This window comes from Micromonospora lupini str. Lupac 08, from assembly GCF_000297395.2.
Taxonomy (GTDB): Bacteria; Actinomycetota; Actinomycetes; order Mycobacteriales; family Micromonosporaceae; genus Micromonospora; species Micromonospora lupini.
The window spans coordinates 2,942,710-2,960,519 of record NZ_HF570108.1 but is presented as its reverse complement, the minus strand read 5'-3'; the positions used below and the strand labels follow the sequence as shown (position 1 = coordinate 2,960,519).

Genomic DNA, 17,810 nt, shown 5'->3' with positions numbered 1-17,810 from the left:
GCGCGGCCGTGGCAGGTGCGGCGGGTGCGGTCAGCGGCTGGCCGGGACGGCCGGCACGGTCGGGACATCTGAGGTGTGTGGGGGGACCGGCCGGGCGGCGGACCGCACCGTCCAGGCCACCGCCGCCACCAGGCAGGCGGTGCCCACCAGGGTCGCCGTGGTCAGGTCCTCACCGAGGACCAGCGCTCCCAGCGCCACCGCCACGAGCGGGTTGACGTACGAGTAGGTGCTGGCCAGTCGCTGGTCCACCCGGGTGACGAGCCACGTGTACGCCAGGAAGCCCACCAGCGATCCGAGCAGCACGAGATGCAGTTGCGCCAACCACACGGTGGGGTGCAGGTGGCCGACGTCCAGCCGGCCCCACTCTCCGGCGAACCCGGAGACGACAAGCAGGGCCAGACCGCCGCCGAGCATCTGCACCGCGCTGGACAGGGCGGCGCCCGGCACGGTCCCGGCGGCGGCGCCGCGCCCGGCCGAAGCGGCGGCGATCCGCCCGGCGACGGCCCACGTCAGCGCCGCGGCCAGCACGAGCAGCGAGGGCAGCAGCGGGCCCGGCTGGAAACCGAGCAGGAGCGCCACGCCGGCCAGCCCCACCGTTGCCGCGCCCAGGTCCCGCCCCCTCGGCCGGCCCCCCATCACCAGCACCCAGATGGGTACGGTGGCGAAGTAGGTGCCGGCCGCCGCCGACGGCAGATCCTCGGAGGCGACGCTTACCAGCCCGTTCGCGCCGAGGAAGTGCATGAGCCCGAGCAGGGTCAGCCGCCCGGTGTGCCCGCGCAGCCGTGCCGCCAGTCCCGGCTGGCCGCGCCGGCGCCAGTGCCAGCACAGCCCGCCGAGCAGCAGCGCCCCCGCCGCGGTGAAGCGGACCCCGGCGGCGAACAGGGGCGGCACCTCCTGGACGACCACTCGGATCCCGAGGAAGGTCGAACCCCAGAGCAGCCACACCGCGAGCAGCGCCGCGGCGATGCGCCCCCGGTCGGCGGCCGGCCGGTCCACTGTCAGGGCGGGTGTCGACGTCCTCGGTCGAGCCGAGGTGGAGTCCGGGCGGCGGTCCGGCCGGGGGCGTCGACGCACGCGCTAGGCCGGGTTCTGGGCGAGGATGCGGTCCAGGTACCGGCAGGAGGAGTTGAGCCTCCACAGCGCGCCGCGCACCATCGCCCGGCGGGTCTGCGGCTCGGCGGCCATCGGCTTGACGACGTGGGCGAACCACGCGCTCGCGTGATGGGCGTCGATGCCGATGTGCAGCCGGTGGTACGTGATGCCGTCGGCGGGCAGCCCGAGGCGCTCCCAGCCGTGCAGCACCTGGGAGAACCGGTCCGGCGCCAGCCACTCCGCGACGGCGAGGTGGCCGACGGCCTCGCCGAACAGGTTCCGGTACCGGCAGATCAGCACCGGCAGGTTCCCGCCGAGCAGCGCCTCCGTCGACAGGCTCTCCTTCAGCTCGTCGTCGGTGATGCCGAAGTGCGCGATGATCCGGCCGAACAGCGTGGTGTGCACCATCGCCGGGTCGCCGTTGCCCATCTCGTCCCAGAAGTTCTTGGCGATCTCCATCTTGGTCTCGCCGTCCGAACCGACCTGCATCATGGCCAGCAGGTCGTCGAACCGGGCGTCCACCGAGGACTCCTGGAGCACGAAGCTCCGGAAGTCCTCCGGCGTGGCCCGCTCGCGCAGGAAGGAGTGGTAATAGGGGTGCTTGAACACCCGGTGCTCCCGGGTCATGTTCTTGAGCCACGGCACGAACCGCTCCGGGTCGTCCGGGATCGAGGCGTAGATGCTCTCGTCGATCCAGGCGTCCTCGTCCCGCGCGGTGTCCCGCTCCAACTGCCGCGTCACCGCGTGCAGGACTGTGGACGCCTCGGCTGTCGGTTCCGCCCCCAACTGGGTGTGCAGGCCGTAGATCTTCGCCAGCAGGTACTGCTGTGCGAACTGGGCGTCGGCGTCCCCGGCGGACGCCGCGACACCCAGCCGGGTGACGTTGTCGAGCAGCTCGGCGTAGGCGTCGTGTTCGGCGTACGCGCGATCGAAGTCTTCCTCGGACAGGGCGAAGCGGCTCACCAGATCGGTGACGAACGCCGTAGGAGTGGTGCTCAGCGTGGCGGGCATCCGGGTGCGCTCCTTGCAGTCGGTATGGCCCGAAGCATTCCCCGGCCGTCTGCACGGCTTCGCTGATTTTTCTGTATCCGCAGGTCGGAGCGCACGCGACGCGCCGCGCGGGAGGAGCCCCACGGGCTGGGCGGTCGCGGCACGGTGGTGACGCGACAGGGTGGCTGAACGTGAATCTCGCCTGAGCCGACAGTTCTCCACCTAGGTTCGATGCGCAGGACGCCGTCGAACCGGGGAGAGACGTGGACAGCTATCCGGCGATCGAGGATCACGGACTCATCGGCGACCTGCAGACCGCCGCGCTGGTGACGTGTGACGGCACTGTCGACTGGTTCTGCGCGCCGCGCTTCGACTCGCCGAGCATCTTCGCGGCCCTGCTCGACAAGGACAAGGGCGGCTACTTCCGCATCGCCCCGCACGACGTGCGGTACGTCACCAAACAGCTCTACCTCCCCGGCACGCCCATCCTGATCACCCGGTTCATCAGCGCCGACGGCGTGGCCGAGGTGATGGACTTCATGCCGGTCACCGGCGAGCGGGCCACCGACGCGCACCGCCTCGTCCGCATCGTCACCATGGTCCGGGGCAGCATGCGTTTCCGGGTGGAGTGCCGGCCACGGTTCGACTACGCCCGCGAAGAGCATCAGGTGGAGCGCCACCGCAACGGCTACATCTTTCGCGGCCGTACGGCATCGCTGACCTTCAACCCGGTCGACCCCACGCGGCGGTTGATCTCCGAGCACGGCGACGTCCGCCTGGAGGGCGGCGACCTCGTCGCGTACGGCACCCTGAACGAGGGCGACACGGGCGGGGTGGTCCTGGAGACGGGCGCCACCGAGCCGCGGGTCATCCCGGCGGAAGAGATCCAGGGCATGTTCGAGTGGACCCGGGACTACTGGCGGCGCTGGCTGGAACGCTCGCGCTACACCGGCCGCTGGCGGGAGATGGTCGAGCGCTCCGCCATCACGTTGAAACTCATGACGTACGCCCCGACCGGCGCGATGATCGCCGCGCCCACCGCCGCGCTGCCCGAACTGGTCGGCGGGACCCGCAACTGGGACTACCGCTACACCTGGGTGCGGGACACGTCGTTCTCGGTGCACGCGTTGCTCGGCCTCGGCTTCACCGAGGAGGTCAGCCGGTACATGGACTGGTTGGACGAGCGGATCCGCGAGGCCGGCGACCTCCAGGATCCACTGAAGATCATGTACCGGGTGGACGGCTCCTCCGACCTGCACGAGGAGGTCCTCGATCACCTGGAGGGTTACCGCGGCTCGCGGCCGGTCCGGATCGGCAACGGCGCGGCCGACCAACTTCAGCTCGACATCCACGGCGAGGCGCTCTACGCCATGCATCTCGCCGACGAGCAGGGCATCCGCGTCTCGCACCAGGTGTGGAAGAGCACCGTCCGGCTTGTGGACTGGCTCTGCACCCACTGGGATCAGGCCGACGCCGGCATCTGGGAGAGCCGTCACCACCCCCGCAACTACACCTTCGGGCGGGTGATGTCCTGGGTCGCGCTGGACCGGGCCGTCCGCCTCGCCATGCGGACCGGCCGACCCGGCGACATCGCCGGCTGGACGGCGCAACGCAACCGCATCTACGACCAGGTCATGGCCCGCGGCTACGACCGGGGTCGCGGCACCTTCGTGCAGGCGTACGGCGAGACCGTGCTGGACGCGGCGTTGCTCGCCATGCCGTCGGTCGGCTTCGTCACGCCGAGTGACCCACTGTGGCAGTCCACCCTGCACGCGATCGAGCGCGAGCTGGTCTCGGACAGCCTGGTCCACCGGTACGACCCGGTCCACTCCCCCGACGGCCTCCCCGGCCACGAGGGCACCTTCAACATGTGCACCTTCTGGTACGTCGAGGCGCTGGCCCGCTCCGGTCGCCTCGACGACGCCCGACTCACGTTCGAGAAGATGTTCACCTTCAGCAACCACCTCGGCCTCTACGCCGAGGAGATCGCCGCGACCGGGGAGCAGATCGGCAACTACCCCCAGGCGTTCAGCCACCTATCGCTGATCAACTCGGCGCTGACGCTCAACGACCTGCTCGACACCGAGGCCGACGCCCGCAGACGCCGGTAGCACGAGCACCGCGGCCGACGTGACCTCTCAGGCGACGGCGAGGGCCATTCGGCGGACCGCCTCGGTGATCAGCTCCGGCGCGGTGGCGAGGTTCAGCCGGACGTGACCGTCACCGCCGGTGCCGAAGGTCGTACCGGAGTTGAGCGCCACCCGGCCACGGTCGAGGAACACGGCCGCGGGGTCGTCACCGAGGCCCAGGGCGCGGCAGTCCAGCCAGGCGAGATAGGTGGCCTGACCGGGGTCGTAGCGGATGGCCGGCAGATGCTCGGCGAGCAGCGCGGCGAGGAGTCGCCGGTTGTCGTCCAGGCCGGCCAACAGGGCGTCGAGCCACTCGCCGCCGTCGCGGAAGGCGGCGGTGTGGGCGATCACGCCGAGGTGGCTGGTGCTGACGCTGGTTCCGAACGGAACGCGGGCGACGTCTGCCGCCGCAGCCGGGCCGGCGATCAGCAGCGCACCGCGCAGGCCGGCCAGGTTCCACCCCTTGGAGGCGGACATCAGCGACAGGCCGTTCTCGGCACCCGGCACCGAGAGGTACGGCACGAAGCGCGCTCCCCCGAGCACCACCGGAGCGTGGATCTCGTCGGCGACCACCCGCACTCCGTGTCGCGCCGCCAGGTGGGCGACCGCCGCCAACTCGTCCGCGGTGTGCACGACGCCTGTCGGGTTGTGCGGACTGCACAGCAGGTACGCCGCCGGCCGCCCACCGGCCCGGGCCTGCTGGAACGCGTCCGCAAGCGCGCCGAGATCGATCCGCAGGTCCCCGCCGAGTGGCGCCTCCACGATCCGGCGGCCGGCGTGCGCCACGAACTCGTAGAACGGCGGGTAGACCGGGCAGTTGACGACGACCGCGTCCCCCGGCTCGGTGACCATCCCCAACGCCTCGACGACGCCGTGCATCACGTCCGGCACCAGCGCGGTGCGCTCCACGGCCAGCCCGTCCCAACCCCACCGCCGCCGGGCGAACTCCGCCAGCGCCTGCGGGTACGCCGTGCCGGCGGTGTAACCGGTGTCGCCGCGCGCGACGGCGTCGGTGATCGCCCTCGCCACCGGCTCGGCAAGCGGCACGTCCATCTCGGCCACCCAGAGCGGCAGCACGTCGGCGGGGTACTCCCGCCACTTGAGGCTCGTCCGTTGCCGAAGCTGGTCGATCGTGAGCTGGCGAAGGGGATTCACCGCGTCCCGCGGACGGTTCCGTACGCCACTCATGGCCGAAGCCTATTCGGCGAACCCGCCGCGCGTGAACCGGGCGCTGTCGCGCGTCGATCTCGTTCGTGCCTCGAGGACGGTGATCACGCCGATCATGTCGATCGCGCCGTGGCCGCCCTCGACCGCCTCCTGATACAGCTCCCGGCTCACCCGAATGAGGGGGTGCGCCGTCCCCGTGGCGACCGCGGCGTCCTCGATGAGGCGAGCGTTCCTGAGGACGTCGGCGATCGCCGCCTGGGGAGCGAGGTCACCGTCGGTGAGCTTCAGCGCCTTGCCCCGGGACACGACGGATGCCATCGGCCCGGATTCGAGCACGGCCCGCAGCACCTCCGTGTCCGCGCCGGTCTGCGCCGCGAAGTGGAACGTCTCGGCCAGACCCGTCACCATGGTGATCAGGAACGTGTTGACGGCGAGCTTCATCGACAGTGCCGCCGGCACCGGGCCACAGCGGAACCGCTGCGCGCACATCGCGTCGATGAGCGGCTCGACCTGCTCGATCGCTTCGTCGTCGCCGGCGAGCATGGCCACGAGCGTTCCCTGCGTGGCGGGTCCGCGCGACCCCGACACCGGCGCCTCGACGTACCGTCCGCCGCAGTCGCCGATCTCCACGGCGAGCCCTCGGGAGTACGCGGTCGTGAAGGTGCCCATCCCGACGATGGTGTGTGCGCGTACCCGCCGGACGAACTCGTCGGTCCCCCGCCCGAGCACGGCGTCGACGGCCGCCTCGTCGCGAAGCATCAGGATGACTGTCTCCGCCGCGTCGAACAGCCCCGGGAGGTCGTCGGCCGCGCGGGCTCCGGCGGCGACGAGTTCCGCGACGGGCCCGGGTGTACGTGCCCAGACGACCACGTCGACACCCGCGTTGACGAGGTTCGTCGCCATGGGCACGCCCATGATGCCGAGCCCGACGAATCCCACCGTGCGAGCACTCATCCCGGCTACCTGCTTCCCGCTACCCGTCGTCGTCTGACGCGCCGCCGCACCGGTCACGGTACGTCCCCCGTGGGCGCCTCTGCCCGCCCTGGTCGCGGGGGCCGGGGCTACAGCATCTCGAGTGGTTGCGGGCCGGTCGGTGGCGGAAACGCCGTGTCGAGTGCCGCCAGGTCCTCCTCGGTCAGCTGCACATCGCGCGCTTCGGCGTTCTCCCGGGTGTGTTCGGCCTTGGACGATCGGGGGATCGCCGCGACCATCTCCTGCCGCAGCAGCCAGGCCAGCGCGACCTGGGCGGCCGTGGCCTCGTGCCGGGCGGCGACCTCCGCGATCTGGGGGTGGCCGAGGAGTCGACCCTGCTCGATCGGCGAGTACGCCATCACCGGGATGCGGTGCTCGCGGAGCCACGGCAGCAGGTCGTACTCGGGTCCGCGGCGGGTGAGGTTGTACAGGATCTGATTCGTCGCGCAGGCGCTTCCGCCCGCGTCGAGGAGATCGGCCATGTCCGAGAGATCGAAGTTGCTCACACCCCACTGCCCGATGTCGCCGGCGTCGACGAGTTCGGCGAACGCCTCGATCGTCTCCGCGAGTGGATGCGTGCCGCGCCAGTGCAGCAGGTAGAGATCGATGTGGTCGACGCCGAGTCGTTGCAGGCTGCGACGGCAGGCCTGCACCGTTCCCCGTCGACTGGCGTTGGACGGCAGCACCTTGTCGACCAGAAAGACGTCGGCGCGTCGTCCGGCGATCGTCTCGCCGACGAGTTCCTCGGAAGCCCCGTCACCGTACATCTCCGCGGTATCGATCACGGTCATTCCCAGGTCGAGCCCGGCGCGCAGGGCGGCCATCTCGTCCCGTCGCCTCTCGGGACGCTCGCCGAGGTACCAGGTTCCCTGGCCCAGCACGGGCATGGTCTGTCCGGAGGGCAGCTCGATCGCGCCGGTAGCGAGAGTCATGTCGACCTTTCCGGAGGCTCGAATGCCGTCAGGGCGCCTGCGTTACCCGCTGGGACAGGCAGAACACCCTCGCAGCCGCTGCAGGTCGACAACGGCCTGGTCACCAGCCGCAGCCCCAGCGACCTTCCCGCCTTCTGCGCTCGGGCGGTCGAGGAGTTCGCCCAGGGGGAACACGTGCGCCAGATGGCGACAGCCTGACCTGCTGGGCTCACGGCCGGAAGGAGCGGGCCCCCGGGAGCCGAGCTGAGCGCCAGAATCAGGCCTGCGCGGGCCACCCTTTATGAAAGGGTTTGTACCTGACGGCGCCAATCATCGGCGGCACTCACCGGAGCAGGTCAAGCGACAGGGGCGGACATGAGGTGGCTGATCGGCGGAGCGGTCGTGGTTGGCGGCGTGATGGTCGCCCGGCGCCTGCTGGGCGGGGCTGGCCAGAGCAAGGATCACTGGCAACAGGGTCCGGCACGGCGTCGCGAGCCGCGATGGCACGTGGCGACGGTGAACCGACCAGCCAGTGACGTCGCCCCGGGCGGGCGCCTCCCCGAGCCGCTGGCCGGGCTTGGCGACGCCGTCGAGGTCCAGCTCCGGCCCGCCGCCGGCGACCGAGGGACAGAGGTCGCCGTACGGCTGCGCGACGGTGCCCGACTCCCGGTTGCCACCGCGGCCCGACGGGTCACCGGCCGAGATCCCGAGCAGGCGATCCGGGCCGCGCTACGAGAGTCGAAGCAGCTGATCGAGACCAGTGAGGTCCTGCACCCGGACTATCCACCCACCACCGAGCCGACTCCGATGAACAAGCCACTGCGGATGGCCACCCAACAGGGTCGGCGGGAGGGACGACTGTGAAGGCGCTGGTCTGGCAGGGAGCCAACGAGCTCGCGGTGCGCCAGGTTCCGGACCCGCAGATGCGCAACGAGCAGGACATCATTGTCCGGGTCCGTCGGACGGTGACCTGTGGTTCGGACCTGCACCTGCTCGGGGGGTACATCCCGTTCATGGAACGCGGCGATGTCCTCGGGCACGAGTTCCTCGGCGACGTCGTCGAGGTCGGTCCGCAGGTACGCAAGCACAAGGTGGGCGACCGGGTCGTCGTCTGCTCGTTCGTCTCCTGCGGCAAGTGCTGGTACTGCCAGCACCAACAGTTCTCGCTGTGCGACAACGGCAACACGAACCCGATGATCACCGAGAACGTCTGGGGTGCCGCGCCCGGCGGCTGCTACGGCTATTCGCACGCGCTCGGCGGCTTCGCCGGCAGCCACGCCGAATACATTCGCGTGCCGTACGCCGACCAGGGCGCCTTCACCGTCCCGGACGAGGTGAGCGACGAGCGTGCGCTGTTCGCCTCCGACGCCGCGCCGACCGGCTGGATGGGCGCCGACCTTGGCGGGGTCAAACCGGGTGATGTCGTGGCGGTGTGGGGCGCCGGTGGGGTGGGGCAGATGGCGGCCCGCGCCGCCGTGCTGCTCGGTGCCGACCGGGTGATCGTCATCGATCGACTCGACAATCGGCTCGAGATGGCCCGGACGCATCTCGGCGTCGAGACGCTGAACTACGAGCAGCAGGACGTCAGCGGCGAGTTGCTGGAGCGCAGTGGTGGTCGCGGCCCGGACGTGTGCATCGAGGCAGTCGGTATGGAGTCGCACAGCAGCGGGCCACAATTCCTGTACGACCAGGTCAAGCAGCAGTTGCGGATCGAGTCCGACCGTCCGATCGCCGCCCGGGAGGCGATCTACAACTGTCGCAAGGGCGGCAGCGTGTTCGTGCTGGGCGTGTTCGCCGGCCTGGTGGACAAGTTCCCGCTCGGAGCGATCATGAACAAGGGGCTGACGCTGCGCGGCGCACAGCAGCACGGACAGCGCTACATTCCCATGCTGCTGGAACGGATGGCCCGCGGCGAACTCGTCACGGAGCATCTCGCGACGCACACCATGCCGCTGGACGAGGCGCCGCGCGGCTACGAGATGTTCAAGAAGAAGCTCGACGGCTGCGTACGCGCCGTCTTCCAGCCCACCAGCTGACCGTCTCGGCTCAGGACCGATGCCCACTCAGCTTCCGCTGTGGGGCTGCCCGTCCTTCTCGTCCCGCCAGCCGTCGGGTTCCGGATGGTAGCCGTAGGCGGCGGCGCGGACGGTCTCCTCGTTCTCCAGCCCGGAGCCGATCGCGCCGCCGACGGTGGCCAGCGAGCTGGTGATCCAGGCGAGCGTCAGGTAGTCGGTGAAGTCGACCGGCCGCTGCAAGGTCTGTTCCAGCACGGATGTGTCGATAAGCAGCGCCCCGACGAGCGCCGTTCCCACGAACAACACCACGTAGGACACCGCCGTGGCCAGCGTGAGAGTGAGGACCGTACCCAGGTTGAACAGCCGAGCCAGCTCGACCGACGTCCCACGGTCTGGCTTCTCCCACAGGTCATGCGCGACGATCAGCCAGGCCACCAACGCGATCAGCCCGAGCAGCATGATCACGGTGAGCCGGAGTCCGCCGAGCGCGTCACCCATCTGCCAGATGGTGTCCGTCGTGAGCGCGAACGCCGCCGTGCCGAACGCGCCGACCAGTAACTTGGACAGGCCCAGCAGGGCGCGCCCGGGGCGGTTGGCGCGGACCATGCCGGTCAACAGCCGCACCCGGCCGATCAGCCCCGAGGCGACGTAGCTCAGTTCCCCGCCGTCGGCCTCGCCGACCACCTTGTGGACGGCGGGAATTCGGCGTGCCATCTCGGCCGGCGCCCAGCCCGCCGACTGCACCCGCTCGTCGGAAGCGTCGGTCAGCACCCGGCTCACCAGGTCCGGGACGGCCGCGCGGGCCGCTCGCAGCTGCTGCAGTCCCAGCGCGGGCAGGGACACCACCGCGACTCGACGCCGAGCCGAGGTCTGCGCGACAAGCGGCATCCGCGCGGCGTGCAGCGGCAGGTCGGTCAGGCAGATCGCGATGTCCCACTGGTCGTCGGCACGCCGTTGGGCAAGATCGTCGAGCAGCGCCTCAGCGCCGCCGTCGCGGCGTGGCGCCACCTCGCCCCAGCCTTCCCGGACAGTCCACCGCACGTCGGCGTCCACCCGGTCGGCGAGTCGGGCGGCCAGCTCGGCGGTGAGCGGCGCGGCCACCCGGGCCGGGTGGTCGGGTGGGGTCGCCACCAGCCCGACGACGATCTCGGGGCGTTGCTGTTCGCTGTGGGTCACCGGTGCTCCTCACCGCTAGCCGGGCTCGTCGTCCGCGGTCACCGACGCTGGCCGTGCAGAGGCCGTGAACCCGAACAGCGCCCCAACGGCGAGCGTCGGGGTGCAGCAGAACCTTGGTCCAACCGTCGTTGCGGGCATCGAAGTTCTGGTACCCCATTGGCGCCTCGTCCAACGTGAGCTCGTGGGACACCAGGAACGAGGGCTCGGCCTTGCCTGAGGCGATGAGATTCATCAGCTGCCGGTTGTAGGCCTTGCCTTGGTGGCGTTCACATCCTCGCAGACCGTTCTGACCCTTAGGACCGGTTTAGACCACCCGGACCGGCCCAGCCAGCTGGCGTAAATGAGCGGCCGGCGTTGCCGATATCCGCCTTTGTGGACCGGATCCGATGACACCCTGTGACGGTGAACGGCCACTGATGCGTACCGCGTTGATCGTGTTGGCTGCGCTGGCGGCGGCCGTGCTCGTGGACCTGGTCGCCGGCGTGCTGATGCGCCGAGTGGCCCGCGGCCGCTACCGGTGGCTGCTGGAACCGTTGCGGGACGCGTGTCGCCGCCCGGCGGCCGCGGTCCTGCTGTTCGGCGCGCTGCACTACGCGCTGCCGCCCGGACCGGCCGATTGGCAGCGTCATCTGCGGCACGCCAGCCTGCTGGTGCTGATCGCCGCCAGCGCGTGGCTGCTGATCAGAACGTTGAGCGTCATCGAGACGGTGTCGTTCAGCAAGCTGCCGAGCGATCTGGTCACCAGCCGGCGCATCCGACGGGCCCGCACCCAGATCCGCCCCGTGCGGCGGCTCACCGTCGCCGTGGTCACGATCGTCGCGATCGGCCTGATCCTGATCACCTTCCGGCCGGTACGCCTCTTCGGCATCTCGGTGCTCACGTCGGCGGGCGTGGTCGGCGCTTTGATCGGCCTTTCCGCCCGAACGGCGCTCGGCAACGCGTTCGCCGGCGTCCAGGTCGCCTTCGCCGACGGTCTGCACGTCGGTGACGTGCTGGTGGTGGACGGCGAGTGGGGCCGGGTCGAGGAGGTGAAGCTGACCAACGTGGTGATCCGACTCTGGGACGAGCGGATGCTCATCCTGCCGACCACCTACTTCACCGAGCGGCCGTTTCAGAACTGGACCCGGAACGAGTCCCGAGTCGTCGGCAAGGTCCAGATCCATGTCGACCACACCACCGACCTGGATGACCTGCGCCGGGAGGCGCGCCGGCTGGTCGAGTCCTCACCGCTGTGGGATCGCGGCCAGTGGGTGCTCCAGATGGTCGACTCCACCCCGCAGACGGTGGTCGTCCAGGTGCAGGCCTCGGCGGCCGACGGCGCCAGCGCCTGGGACCTGCGCTGCGACCTGCGCGAGGGACTGGTTCGCTACCTGCGCGACAGTCATCCGCAGTGGCTGCCCCGCACCCGCAACCAGTACCAGCCCTGACCTACCGCCGCATCGAGGGGCTGTCAGCGATCTGGTGGCCCGAGTACGAGGGTGAGGCCCTCTTCGGCCGCCAGCACCGGACCGTCGAACTCCGACTGCGCGGCGGCCACTGCGGCCGCCCGGTCGTTGCCCGGCCAGAAGTGGGTGAGCAGCAGCCGTCGGGCACCCGCCCGGCGAGCCCAGTGACCGGCCTCGGTGGACGTCATCAGGTTGCGGGTGGGTCGGTCGGTCTCGCCGGCATGGTCGGTGGCCTCGACGATGAACAGATCGGCGTCGCGGCCGAGGTCGGCCAGCACGGGGGTCGGGCCGGTGTCCCCGGAGTAGGCCACGGCCATCCCGTCGGCCTCCACGCGAACGCCCGCGTTGGGCACGTAGTGCGGGAGGGACAGCCCGGCCAGGTCGAAGGGCCCCACCCGGTAGGCGCCGGGCAGCGGATGCAGGTCGAAGACGGCGTGCAGGTCGACGTCCGGTTCCAGGCCGCCGAGCCGGTCGAGCACGCCTGGCGGGCAGTACAGCGGCAGCCGTGGCCGATCGGCCGCGCCGTAGAACCGCATCCGGAACAGCCCGTGCAGGTCGACGCAGTGATCGGGGTGCTCATGGGTGATGACGACGGCGTCGACCGCGCCGTCGGGCCAGTGCCCGAGCAGCCGTGGGAGCGTGGCGTAGCCCAGGTCGAGCACCAGGCGGTAGTCGTCCCAGTCCACGGCGAAACCGCTACAGGCACGGCCCGGCTCGGGAAAGGCACCAGAACTGCCCAGCACGGTGACCCGTCGCATCCGCACAGAATGCCAGACCGCAAGCCACCCGTCCGGCCCGCGCATTCGAACGCGAAGTGCCGGGTGCGCGGCGGGCGGCGGGCGGCGGGCGGCGGGCGGCGGGCGGGTGAGCCTGGCGTGGCACGGCGATAGGGTGGCGCGGTGTTCTCCGTCGGCACGCGCGACTCGATCCGCGAGCAGTTGCTCAGCTCAGCCGCAGGTGACCCCGCAGTCGTCGGGGCCGCCATCACCGGATCCCAGGCCGTCGACGGCGGCGACCAATGGTCGGACATCGACCTGGCGTTCGGTATCGACGGTCCGCTGGATTCGGCGATGCACCGCTGGACGGACCTGCTCTACCGTGACTTCGCCGCCGTGCACCACTGGGACCTGCCGTCCGGCTCGACGGTGTATCGGGTGTTCCTGCTACCCGACATGCTCGAAGTGGACCTCGGGTTCACTCCGGCTGCGGAGTTCGGGCCGCACGGCCCGACCTGGCGTACCGTCTTCGGGCAACCCGCAGCGGCGAAGGAAGAGCCCATCCCCTCTCTGCGGACTCTTGCCGGGCTGGGATGGCACCACGCCCTGCACGCGTGGACATCCATCCAGCGACACCGCTGGTGGCAGGCCGAGCAGTGGATCAGCGCCCTACGCGGCCAGGTTCTCGCCCTGGCCTGCCTGCGCCTCGGCCATCCCACCAGCTACGCGAAGGGCGTACACCTGCTTCCCCCGGAGGTGACCGCGCCGCTGGACGCCACCCTCGTCCGCGCGCTCGACGAAGCCGAACTCACCCGCGCCCTCGCCGCCGCCACGGCGGCGCTGATCGCGGAGCTGGCGCTCGCCGATGCGGCTCTGGCCGCCCGACTCGCCCCCACCCTCAGCGGCCGTACGCCTCCAACAGCCGCAACCACACCTCACTGACGGTCGGGTACGCCGGAACCGCATGCCACAACCGGTCCAGCGGGACCTCACCGACGATGGCGATCGTCGCGGCGTGAATCAGTTCGGCCACGTCCGGACCGGCGAGGGTAAGACCGACGATCACCTTCCGGTCCTCGTCGACGACCATCCGGGCGTGCCCCCGGTAGCCATCCGCGTGCAGCGTGGACCCGGCAACGGCACCCAGGTCGTAATCCACGACCCGGGTGCGCAGCCCAGCCGCCTCGGCCGCAGCCGCCGTCAGGCCCACCGACGCGACCTCCGGATCGGTGAAGACCACCTGCGGCACCGCCCGCTCGTCCGCCGTCGCCACGTGCCGGCCCCAGCGGCCGTCCTCGACCGTGGCACCCGTCGCCCGGGCCACGATCACGTCGCCCACCGCGCGCGCCTGATACTTGCCCTGATGGGTCAACAGGACCCGCCGGTTCACGTCGCCCGCCGCGTACAGCCACTCTCCCCCGCCGGCGACGCGCAAGGTGTCGTCGACCGCCAGCCAGGCACCGGGCGCCAGCCCGATCCGGTCGAGGCCGATGTCCTGGGTGTTCGGTGTACGACCAACCGCGACCAGCACCTCGTCGGCCTCGATCCCGTCGCCGGCGGCGGTCTCGATGCGGACGGTTCCGCTGTCGTCGCGCCGGACGGCCACGGCCTCCGCGCCGAGGCGGACCGAGACGCCGGCCTCGCGCAACGAATCCGTGACCAGTTCACCGGCGAACGGCTCCGCCGACGGCAACACGCCGTCGCGCGCCAGCACCGTCACCGACGATCCCAGTGCGGCGAACGCGGTCGCCATCTCGGCCGCCACCACACCGCCACCGATGATCGCGAGCCGACGGGGAACCGACCGGGCCGAAGCGGCCTCACGGCTGGACCACGCCGCCGCCTCGCGCAGGCCCGGGATGTCCGGCAGCAGGGCGCTGCTGCCGGTCGCGACGACCACCGCGTGCCGCGCGGTCAGCCTCGTCGTGACGCCGTCGGCGCCGGTCACCTCGACGACCCGGGCGGAACTGATCCGCCCCTGACCACGGTGCAACGCGATGCCGGCCGACTCCAGCCAGGACACCTGCCCGTCGTCCTCCCAGTGCGACGCGAAGGAGTCCCGCCGGGCCAGCACCGCAGCCGCGTCCAGATTTCCTGTCACCGCCTCACGCGCACCGGGCAGTTGGCGAGCCGCCCGCAACGCGGACGCGCTGCGCAGCAACGCCTTGGTCGGCATGCAGGCCCAGTACGAGCACTCGCCACCGACCAGCTCCCGCTCGACGACGGCGGCGGTCAGCCCACCCCGCACGACCCGGTCGGCGACGTTCTCCCCGACCGGACCGGCCCCGATCACGATGACGTCGTACTCCATGGTGGTCATGTCAGTTGCCCTTTGCGGCACGGCCGAGCCGGACAGCCGCGATGAGGAAGAAGATGGCACCCGGAATGGCGTAGCCGGCCGCGTTGGTGAGCGACGGGTTGTCCGCGGAGGCTCCGGCGATGAAGGATCCACCAGCCAGAACCGAGATGCCACCGCTGATGATCATCGGCCACTGGCCGCCCATCCTCCGACGGGTGACACCGACGATCAACTGGACCAGACCGGCGACGATCGCCCAGGCGCCCCAGACCCGGAGGACAGCGGGAACACCGGACGTGGCCGCGACACCCACTCCGACGGCCGTGATCAGGCTCACCGCGATGTTCACGTACAGCAGGGTCGGCGAGCCCGCGGCCCGCGACGAACGAAGGTCGTAGATGGCGGCGCCCACGTCGAACAGCGGGTAGAGCACGAACAGCGTCACCGCGAGCGGGCCGATCTCCTTGGCGGTGGCGATCGTCACGAGTGCCCACACGATGGCGAAGGCGAAGCGGACGAAGTACAGCCGCCGCAGTGCGGACGCGGTCCGGGAGATGCCGGGCGAAGCAGCAATGGTGGTCACGGGTGACCCTTTCCACGGAGGGGTGGGAGACCGAACGTTCTGTCCACCGAGCATGACAGCCCCAGACCCCTCCGTCAAGACCGACCGTTCTACCCACCTGACCTGCCCCCGGCGCGACCCCCGTCGCTGCGGCGCTTCCGCCAGACCGAACGTTCTGTCCGCTAAGATGGGGGGTATGACGAGCGGCAAACCCGACACTCGGCCCTCCGAGGCGCGAGCCCGGCTTCTCGCCACGGCGACCAGGATCTTCTACTCGGAAGGCATCCATTCCGTCGGCATCGACCGGATCATCGCCGAGGCGAAGGTGACCCGCGCGACCTTCTACCGGCACTTCCCCAGCAAGGACGATCTCATCCTCGCCTACCTGCGCGAAGTCCATAAAATGGAACGCGACGCGTTCGACGCGGCCATCGCCGACAACTCGTCGCCCGTCGACCCGCTGCTGGCCATTGCCGGCTCCATCGCGCAGAACATCCAGTCCCCCGGGTTCCGTGGATGCGCCTTCCTGAACGCCGCGGCAGAGTATCCCGCGACGCAACATCCCGTACGCCAGGAGATCATCGCCCACCGGCAATGGTTCCTCGACACGCTCAGCACGCTGATGGCGCAGATCGACCAGGAGACGGCCGATCCCGCCGCGCGCCATTTCGTCATGCTCCGCGACGGCGCCATGGCCGCCGGATGCCTCTTCGACCCCGCGAAGGTGTCCGAGACCTTCCTCCGCGGCGTCGACGGTCTTCTGACCACTGCCGAGCGCCAGTCGGCAGAGTCCGCCAGCTAGCAGTCACGGCGACTGGTCCGTACCTGCTGCGGTCGTGGTGGCGTCCCGCCACCGCCGCGCGGTCACGCCTCGGAGTCGCTTACGTCCGTTGCCCCTCGCCCGATCGGCGAGGCCGGAAGCTCGGGCGGCCGTCCCCGGCTCCGTAGCGCGTCGAGGAGCGCGACCAGGGTCAGCACTCCGGCCACGACGCTCAACCCGGCCATCGGCGTCCACCGGGCCAACGCCGGCGTGCACAGCAGCAGAGCCACCAGTCCGATGATGCGGGAGCGGGAGAGCCGGCCGAAGACCTCGTGCTCCAGCCGCAGGCGGGCGACGAGGAAGAGCATCGGACCGCCCACCACGAACAGGAGCCAACCGGGCCGCGGCTGCCCGAACGGATGATCGATCACCAGCTCGTAGCCGACCGCAGTGACGAGCACGCTGAGCACGATCAACAGATGCGTCCGTTCCGACACCGCGCCCAGCCGGCCCGGCATGGCCGCCCGATCCAACGCGTCGGTCAGCAGCAGACCGGCCCGGTGAAAGTAGATCCGCCAGAGCAGCGCGCTGGTGGTGAACGCGACAGTGAAGGCGGCTGCCCGCTCGGCGGAATAGTCCGTACCGCTGAAGACCACGCCGATGACCAGAATCGACTCACCGAGCGCGATGAGAAACACCTGCTGGTAGCGGTCGGCGAGGTGCGTCCCCGCGATCCGCCAGCGGCCCACCTTCGACGCGCCGAGCCATGGCAGCGGCCAGCCCAGGGTCCAGGCGAGGTAGTCGAGAGCGAGCGCGGCGGCCCACAGCGGCAGGCGCAATCGGTCCGGACCCAGCGCGCCGGCCAGCCACAGCGGCGCGCTCGCCGACGCCCACACGGCAAGCCGGAACGGCACCAGCCGTCGCGGGTGGCCGCGCAGCGCGGCGGCGACCACAAGCGGCCGCACCAGCATCACCATGAGGTACGCGGCCGTGAACGGCAGCGCTCGTTCCTCCATGGCGCGTGGCAGTGTCACCGCCATGATCAGGCCGGCGAACATGGTGCCGACCACGACCGCCTGGATGAGGGGCTGCTCTGGTTCGTAGCGACTCGTGATCCAAGCGGTGTGCGACCAGATCAGCCAGAGCGCCAGGAAGAGCAGCAGGGTACGTCCGAACCCGGTGACGAGCGCCCAGCCGGCGTCATCACCCAGCCCGGCGAACCGTTGCGAGACCCGGGTCAGGGCCACCACGAACGCCAGGTCGAAGAACAGCTCCAGGAATGTCGCCCGGCCCGAACTGGTCAGAGGACGCAGCAGCTCGGCACCCCGCCCCGCCGCCATCGTCCGCCTCCGTCCGCCCGTGGTCCCAACGAGCCAGCCGACAGAGGAGTTGCGCCAGCCACCATCGCGCCGCAATGACGCCGGAACGCACCCGCAGATCAGATAGGGACCGGGCCGTCAATGTGCAATCGAGATTGCGTGGGGCCACAAGTGACCCGGGAACTGCAAGGCATTGAGATTCCGATCTCTGCCGGCGGAATTCCTGGTCGACGAGGGAACCCGTCTCTATGCTTGCC

16 protein-coding genes are annotated in these 17,810 nt (G+C 70.5%); 6 read left to right on the top strand and 10 right to left on the bottom strand.

Going from position 1 to position 17,810, the window contains the following annotated elements; translation table 11 throughout:
- Positions 1-30: 30 nt before the first annotated feature.
- Positions 31-996, bottom strand: a complete 966-nt coding sequence (locus MILUP08_RS14635; RefSeq protein ID WP_051065722.1) for an EamA family transporter — start codon at positions 994-996, stop codon at positions 31-33.
- Between the two features lie 81 nt (positions 997-1,077).
- Positions 1,078-2,103 (bottom strand): iron-containing redox enzyme family protein, encoded by a 1,026-nt coding sequence (locus MILUP08_RS14630; protein ID WP_007458927.1) that lies wholly within the window; start codon positions 2,101-2,103, stop codon positions 1,078-1,080.
- Positions 2,104-2,345: 242 nt separating this feature from the next.
- On the opposite strand from MILUP08_RS14630, the gene MILUP08_RS14625 reads away from it, so the two are divergent.
- Entirely contained in the window at positions 2,346-4,193 is a 1,848-nt protein-coding gene (locus tag MILUP08_RS14625) for a glycoside hydrolase family 15 protein (protein WP_007458924.1), read from the top strand.
- A gap of 27 nt (positions 4,194-4,220) precedes the next feature.
- Here MILUP08_RS14625 and MILUP08_RS14620 read toward each other — a convergent pair whose 3' ends face one another.
- The 3 genes from MILUP08_RS14620 to MILUP08_RS14610 form a co-directional block, all read right to left on the bottom strand.
- Positions 4,221-5,399 carry a MalY/PatB family protein gene (locus MILUP08_RS14620; RefSeq protein WP_007458922.1) on the bottom strand — a complete coding sequence of 393 codons (1,179 nt, stop codon included), beginning with the start codon at positions 5,397-5,399 and terminating at the stop codon, positions 4,221-4,223.
- 9 nt (positions 5,400-5,408) lie between these two features.
- The gene (locus MILUP08_RS14615; RefSeq protein ID WP_007458921.1) at positions 5,409-6,332 is read right to left on the bottom strand and encodes an NAD(P)-dependent oxidoreductase; all 924 of its coding nucleotides are present in this window, start codon (positions 6,330-6,332) and stop codon (positions 5,409-5,411) included.
- A 107-nt stretch (positions 6,333-6,439) separates the two neighbouring features.
- The gene (locus MILUP08_RS14610; RefSeq protein ID WP_007458919.1) at positions 6,440-7,282 is read right to left on the bottom strand and encodes an aldo/keto reductase; all 843 of its coding nucleotides are present in this window, start codon (positions 7,280-7,282) and stop codon (positions 6,440-6,442) included.
- Between the two features lie 495 nt (positions 7,283-7,777).
- Between MILUP08_RS14610 and MILUP08_RS14605 the strand changes: the two genes are divergently transcribed.
- Both MILUP08_RS14605 and MILUP08_RS14600 read left to right on the top strand, forming a co-directional pair.
- Complete coding sequence (locus MILUP08_RS14605) at positions 7,778-8,125, top strand: SRPBCC family protein (RefSeq protein ID WP_193376574.1); 348 nt, start codon at positions 7,778-7,780, stop codon at positions 8,123-8,125.
- Positions 8,122-9,297, top strand: a complete 1,176-nt coding sequence (locus tag MILUP08_RS14600) for a zinc-dependent alcohol dehydrogenase (RefSeq protein WP_007458915.1) — start codon at positions 8,122-8,124, stop codon at positions 9,295-9,297. The genes MILUP08_RS14605 and MILUP08_RS14600 overlap by 4 nt, the downstream gene beginning before the upstream one ends.
- Positions 9,298-9,324: 27 nt before the next feature.
- Here the strand turns inward: MILUP08_RS14600 and MILUP08_RS14595 are convergent, their stop codons facing one another.
- Positions 9,325-10,452, bottom strand: coding sequence for an ABC-2 family transporter permease (locus tag MILUP08_RS14595; protein ID WP_007458913.1), 1,128 nt, complete (start codon positions 10,450-10,452; stop codon positions 9,325-9,327).
- 416 nt (positions 10,453-10,868) lie between these two features.
- Between MILUP08_RS14595 and MILUP08_RS14590 the strand changes: the two genes are divergently transcribed.
- Positions 10,869-11,879, top strand: coding sequence for a mechanosensitive ion channel family protein (locus MILUP08_RS14590; protein ID WP_039906025.1), 1,011 nt, complete (start codon positions 10,869-10,871; stop codon positions 11,877-11,879).
- Between the two features lie 23 nt (positions 11,880-11,902).
- Here the strand turns inward: MILUP08_RS14590 and MILUP08_RS14585 are convergent, their stop codons facing one another.
- Positions 11,903-12,655 (bottom strand): MBL fold metallo-hydrolase, encoded by a 753-nt coding sequence (locus MILUP08_RS14585; protein ID WP_039906022.1) that lies wholly within the window; start codon positions 12,653-12,655, stop codon positions 11,903-11,905.
- 141 nt (positions 12,656-12,796) lie between these two features.
- On the opposite strand from MILUP08_RS14585, the gene MILUP08_RS14580 reads away from it, so the two are divergent.
- Entirely contained in the window at positions 12,797-13,555 is a 759-nt protein-coding gene (locus tag MILUP08_RS14580) for a hypothetical protein (protein ID WP_007458906.1), read from the top strand.
- Here the strand turns inward: MILUP08_RS14580 and MILUP08_RS37120 are convergent.
- Both MILUP08_RS37120 and MILUP08_RS14570 read right to left on the bottom strand, forming a co-directional pair.
- Positions 13,512-14,933, bottom strand: a complete 1,422-nt coding sequence (locus MILUP08_RS37120; protein WP_007458904.1) for a dihydrolipoyl dehydrogenase family protein — start codon at positions 14,931-14,933, stop codon at positions 13,512-13,514. The genes MILUP08_RS14580 and MILUP08_RS37120 overlap by 44 nt on opposite strands.
- Before the next feature lies 1 nt (position 14,934).
- Positions 14,935-15,495 carry a hypothetical protein gene (locus MILUP08_RS14570; protein WP_007458901.1) on the bottom strand — a complete coding sequence of 187 codons (561 nt, stop codon included), beginning with the start codon at positions 15,493-15,495 and terminating at the stop codon, positions 14,935-14,937.
- A gap of 175 nt (positions 15,496-15,670) precedes the next feature.
- Between MILUP08_RS14570 and MILUP08_RS14565 the strand changes: the two genes are divergently transcribed.
- A complete protein-coding gene (locus MILUP08_RS14565) occupies positions 15,671-16,276 on the top strand; it encodes a TetR/AcrR family transcriptional regulator (RefSeq protein WP_039908028.1) in 606 nt (201 codons plus the stop codon).
- Positions 16,277-16,338: 62 nt separating this feature from the next.
- On the opposite strand, the gene MILUP08_RS14560 is transcribed toward MILUP08_RS14565, so the two are convergent.
- Positions 16,339-17,574, bottom strand: a complete 1,236-nt coding sequence (locus tag MILUP08_RS14560; protein ID WP_007458897.1) for a low temperature requirement protein A — start codon at positions 17,572-17,574, stop codon at positions 16,339-16,341.
- Positions 17,575-17,810: the final 236 nt, after the last annotated feature.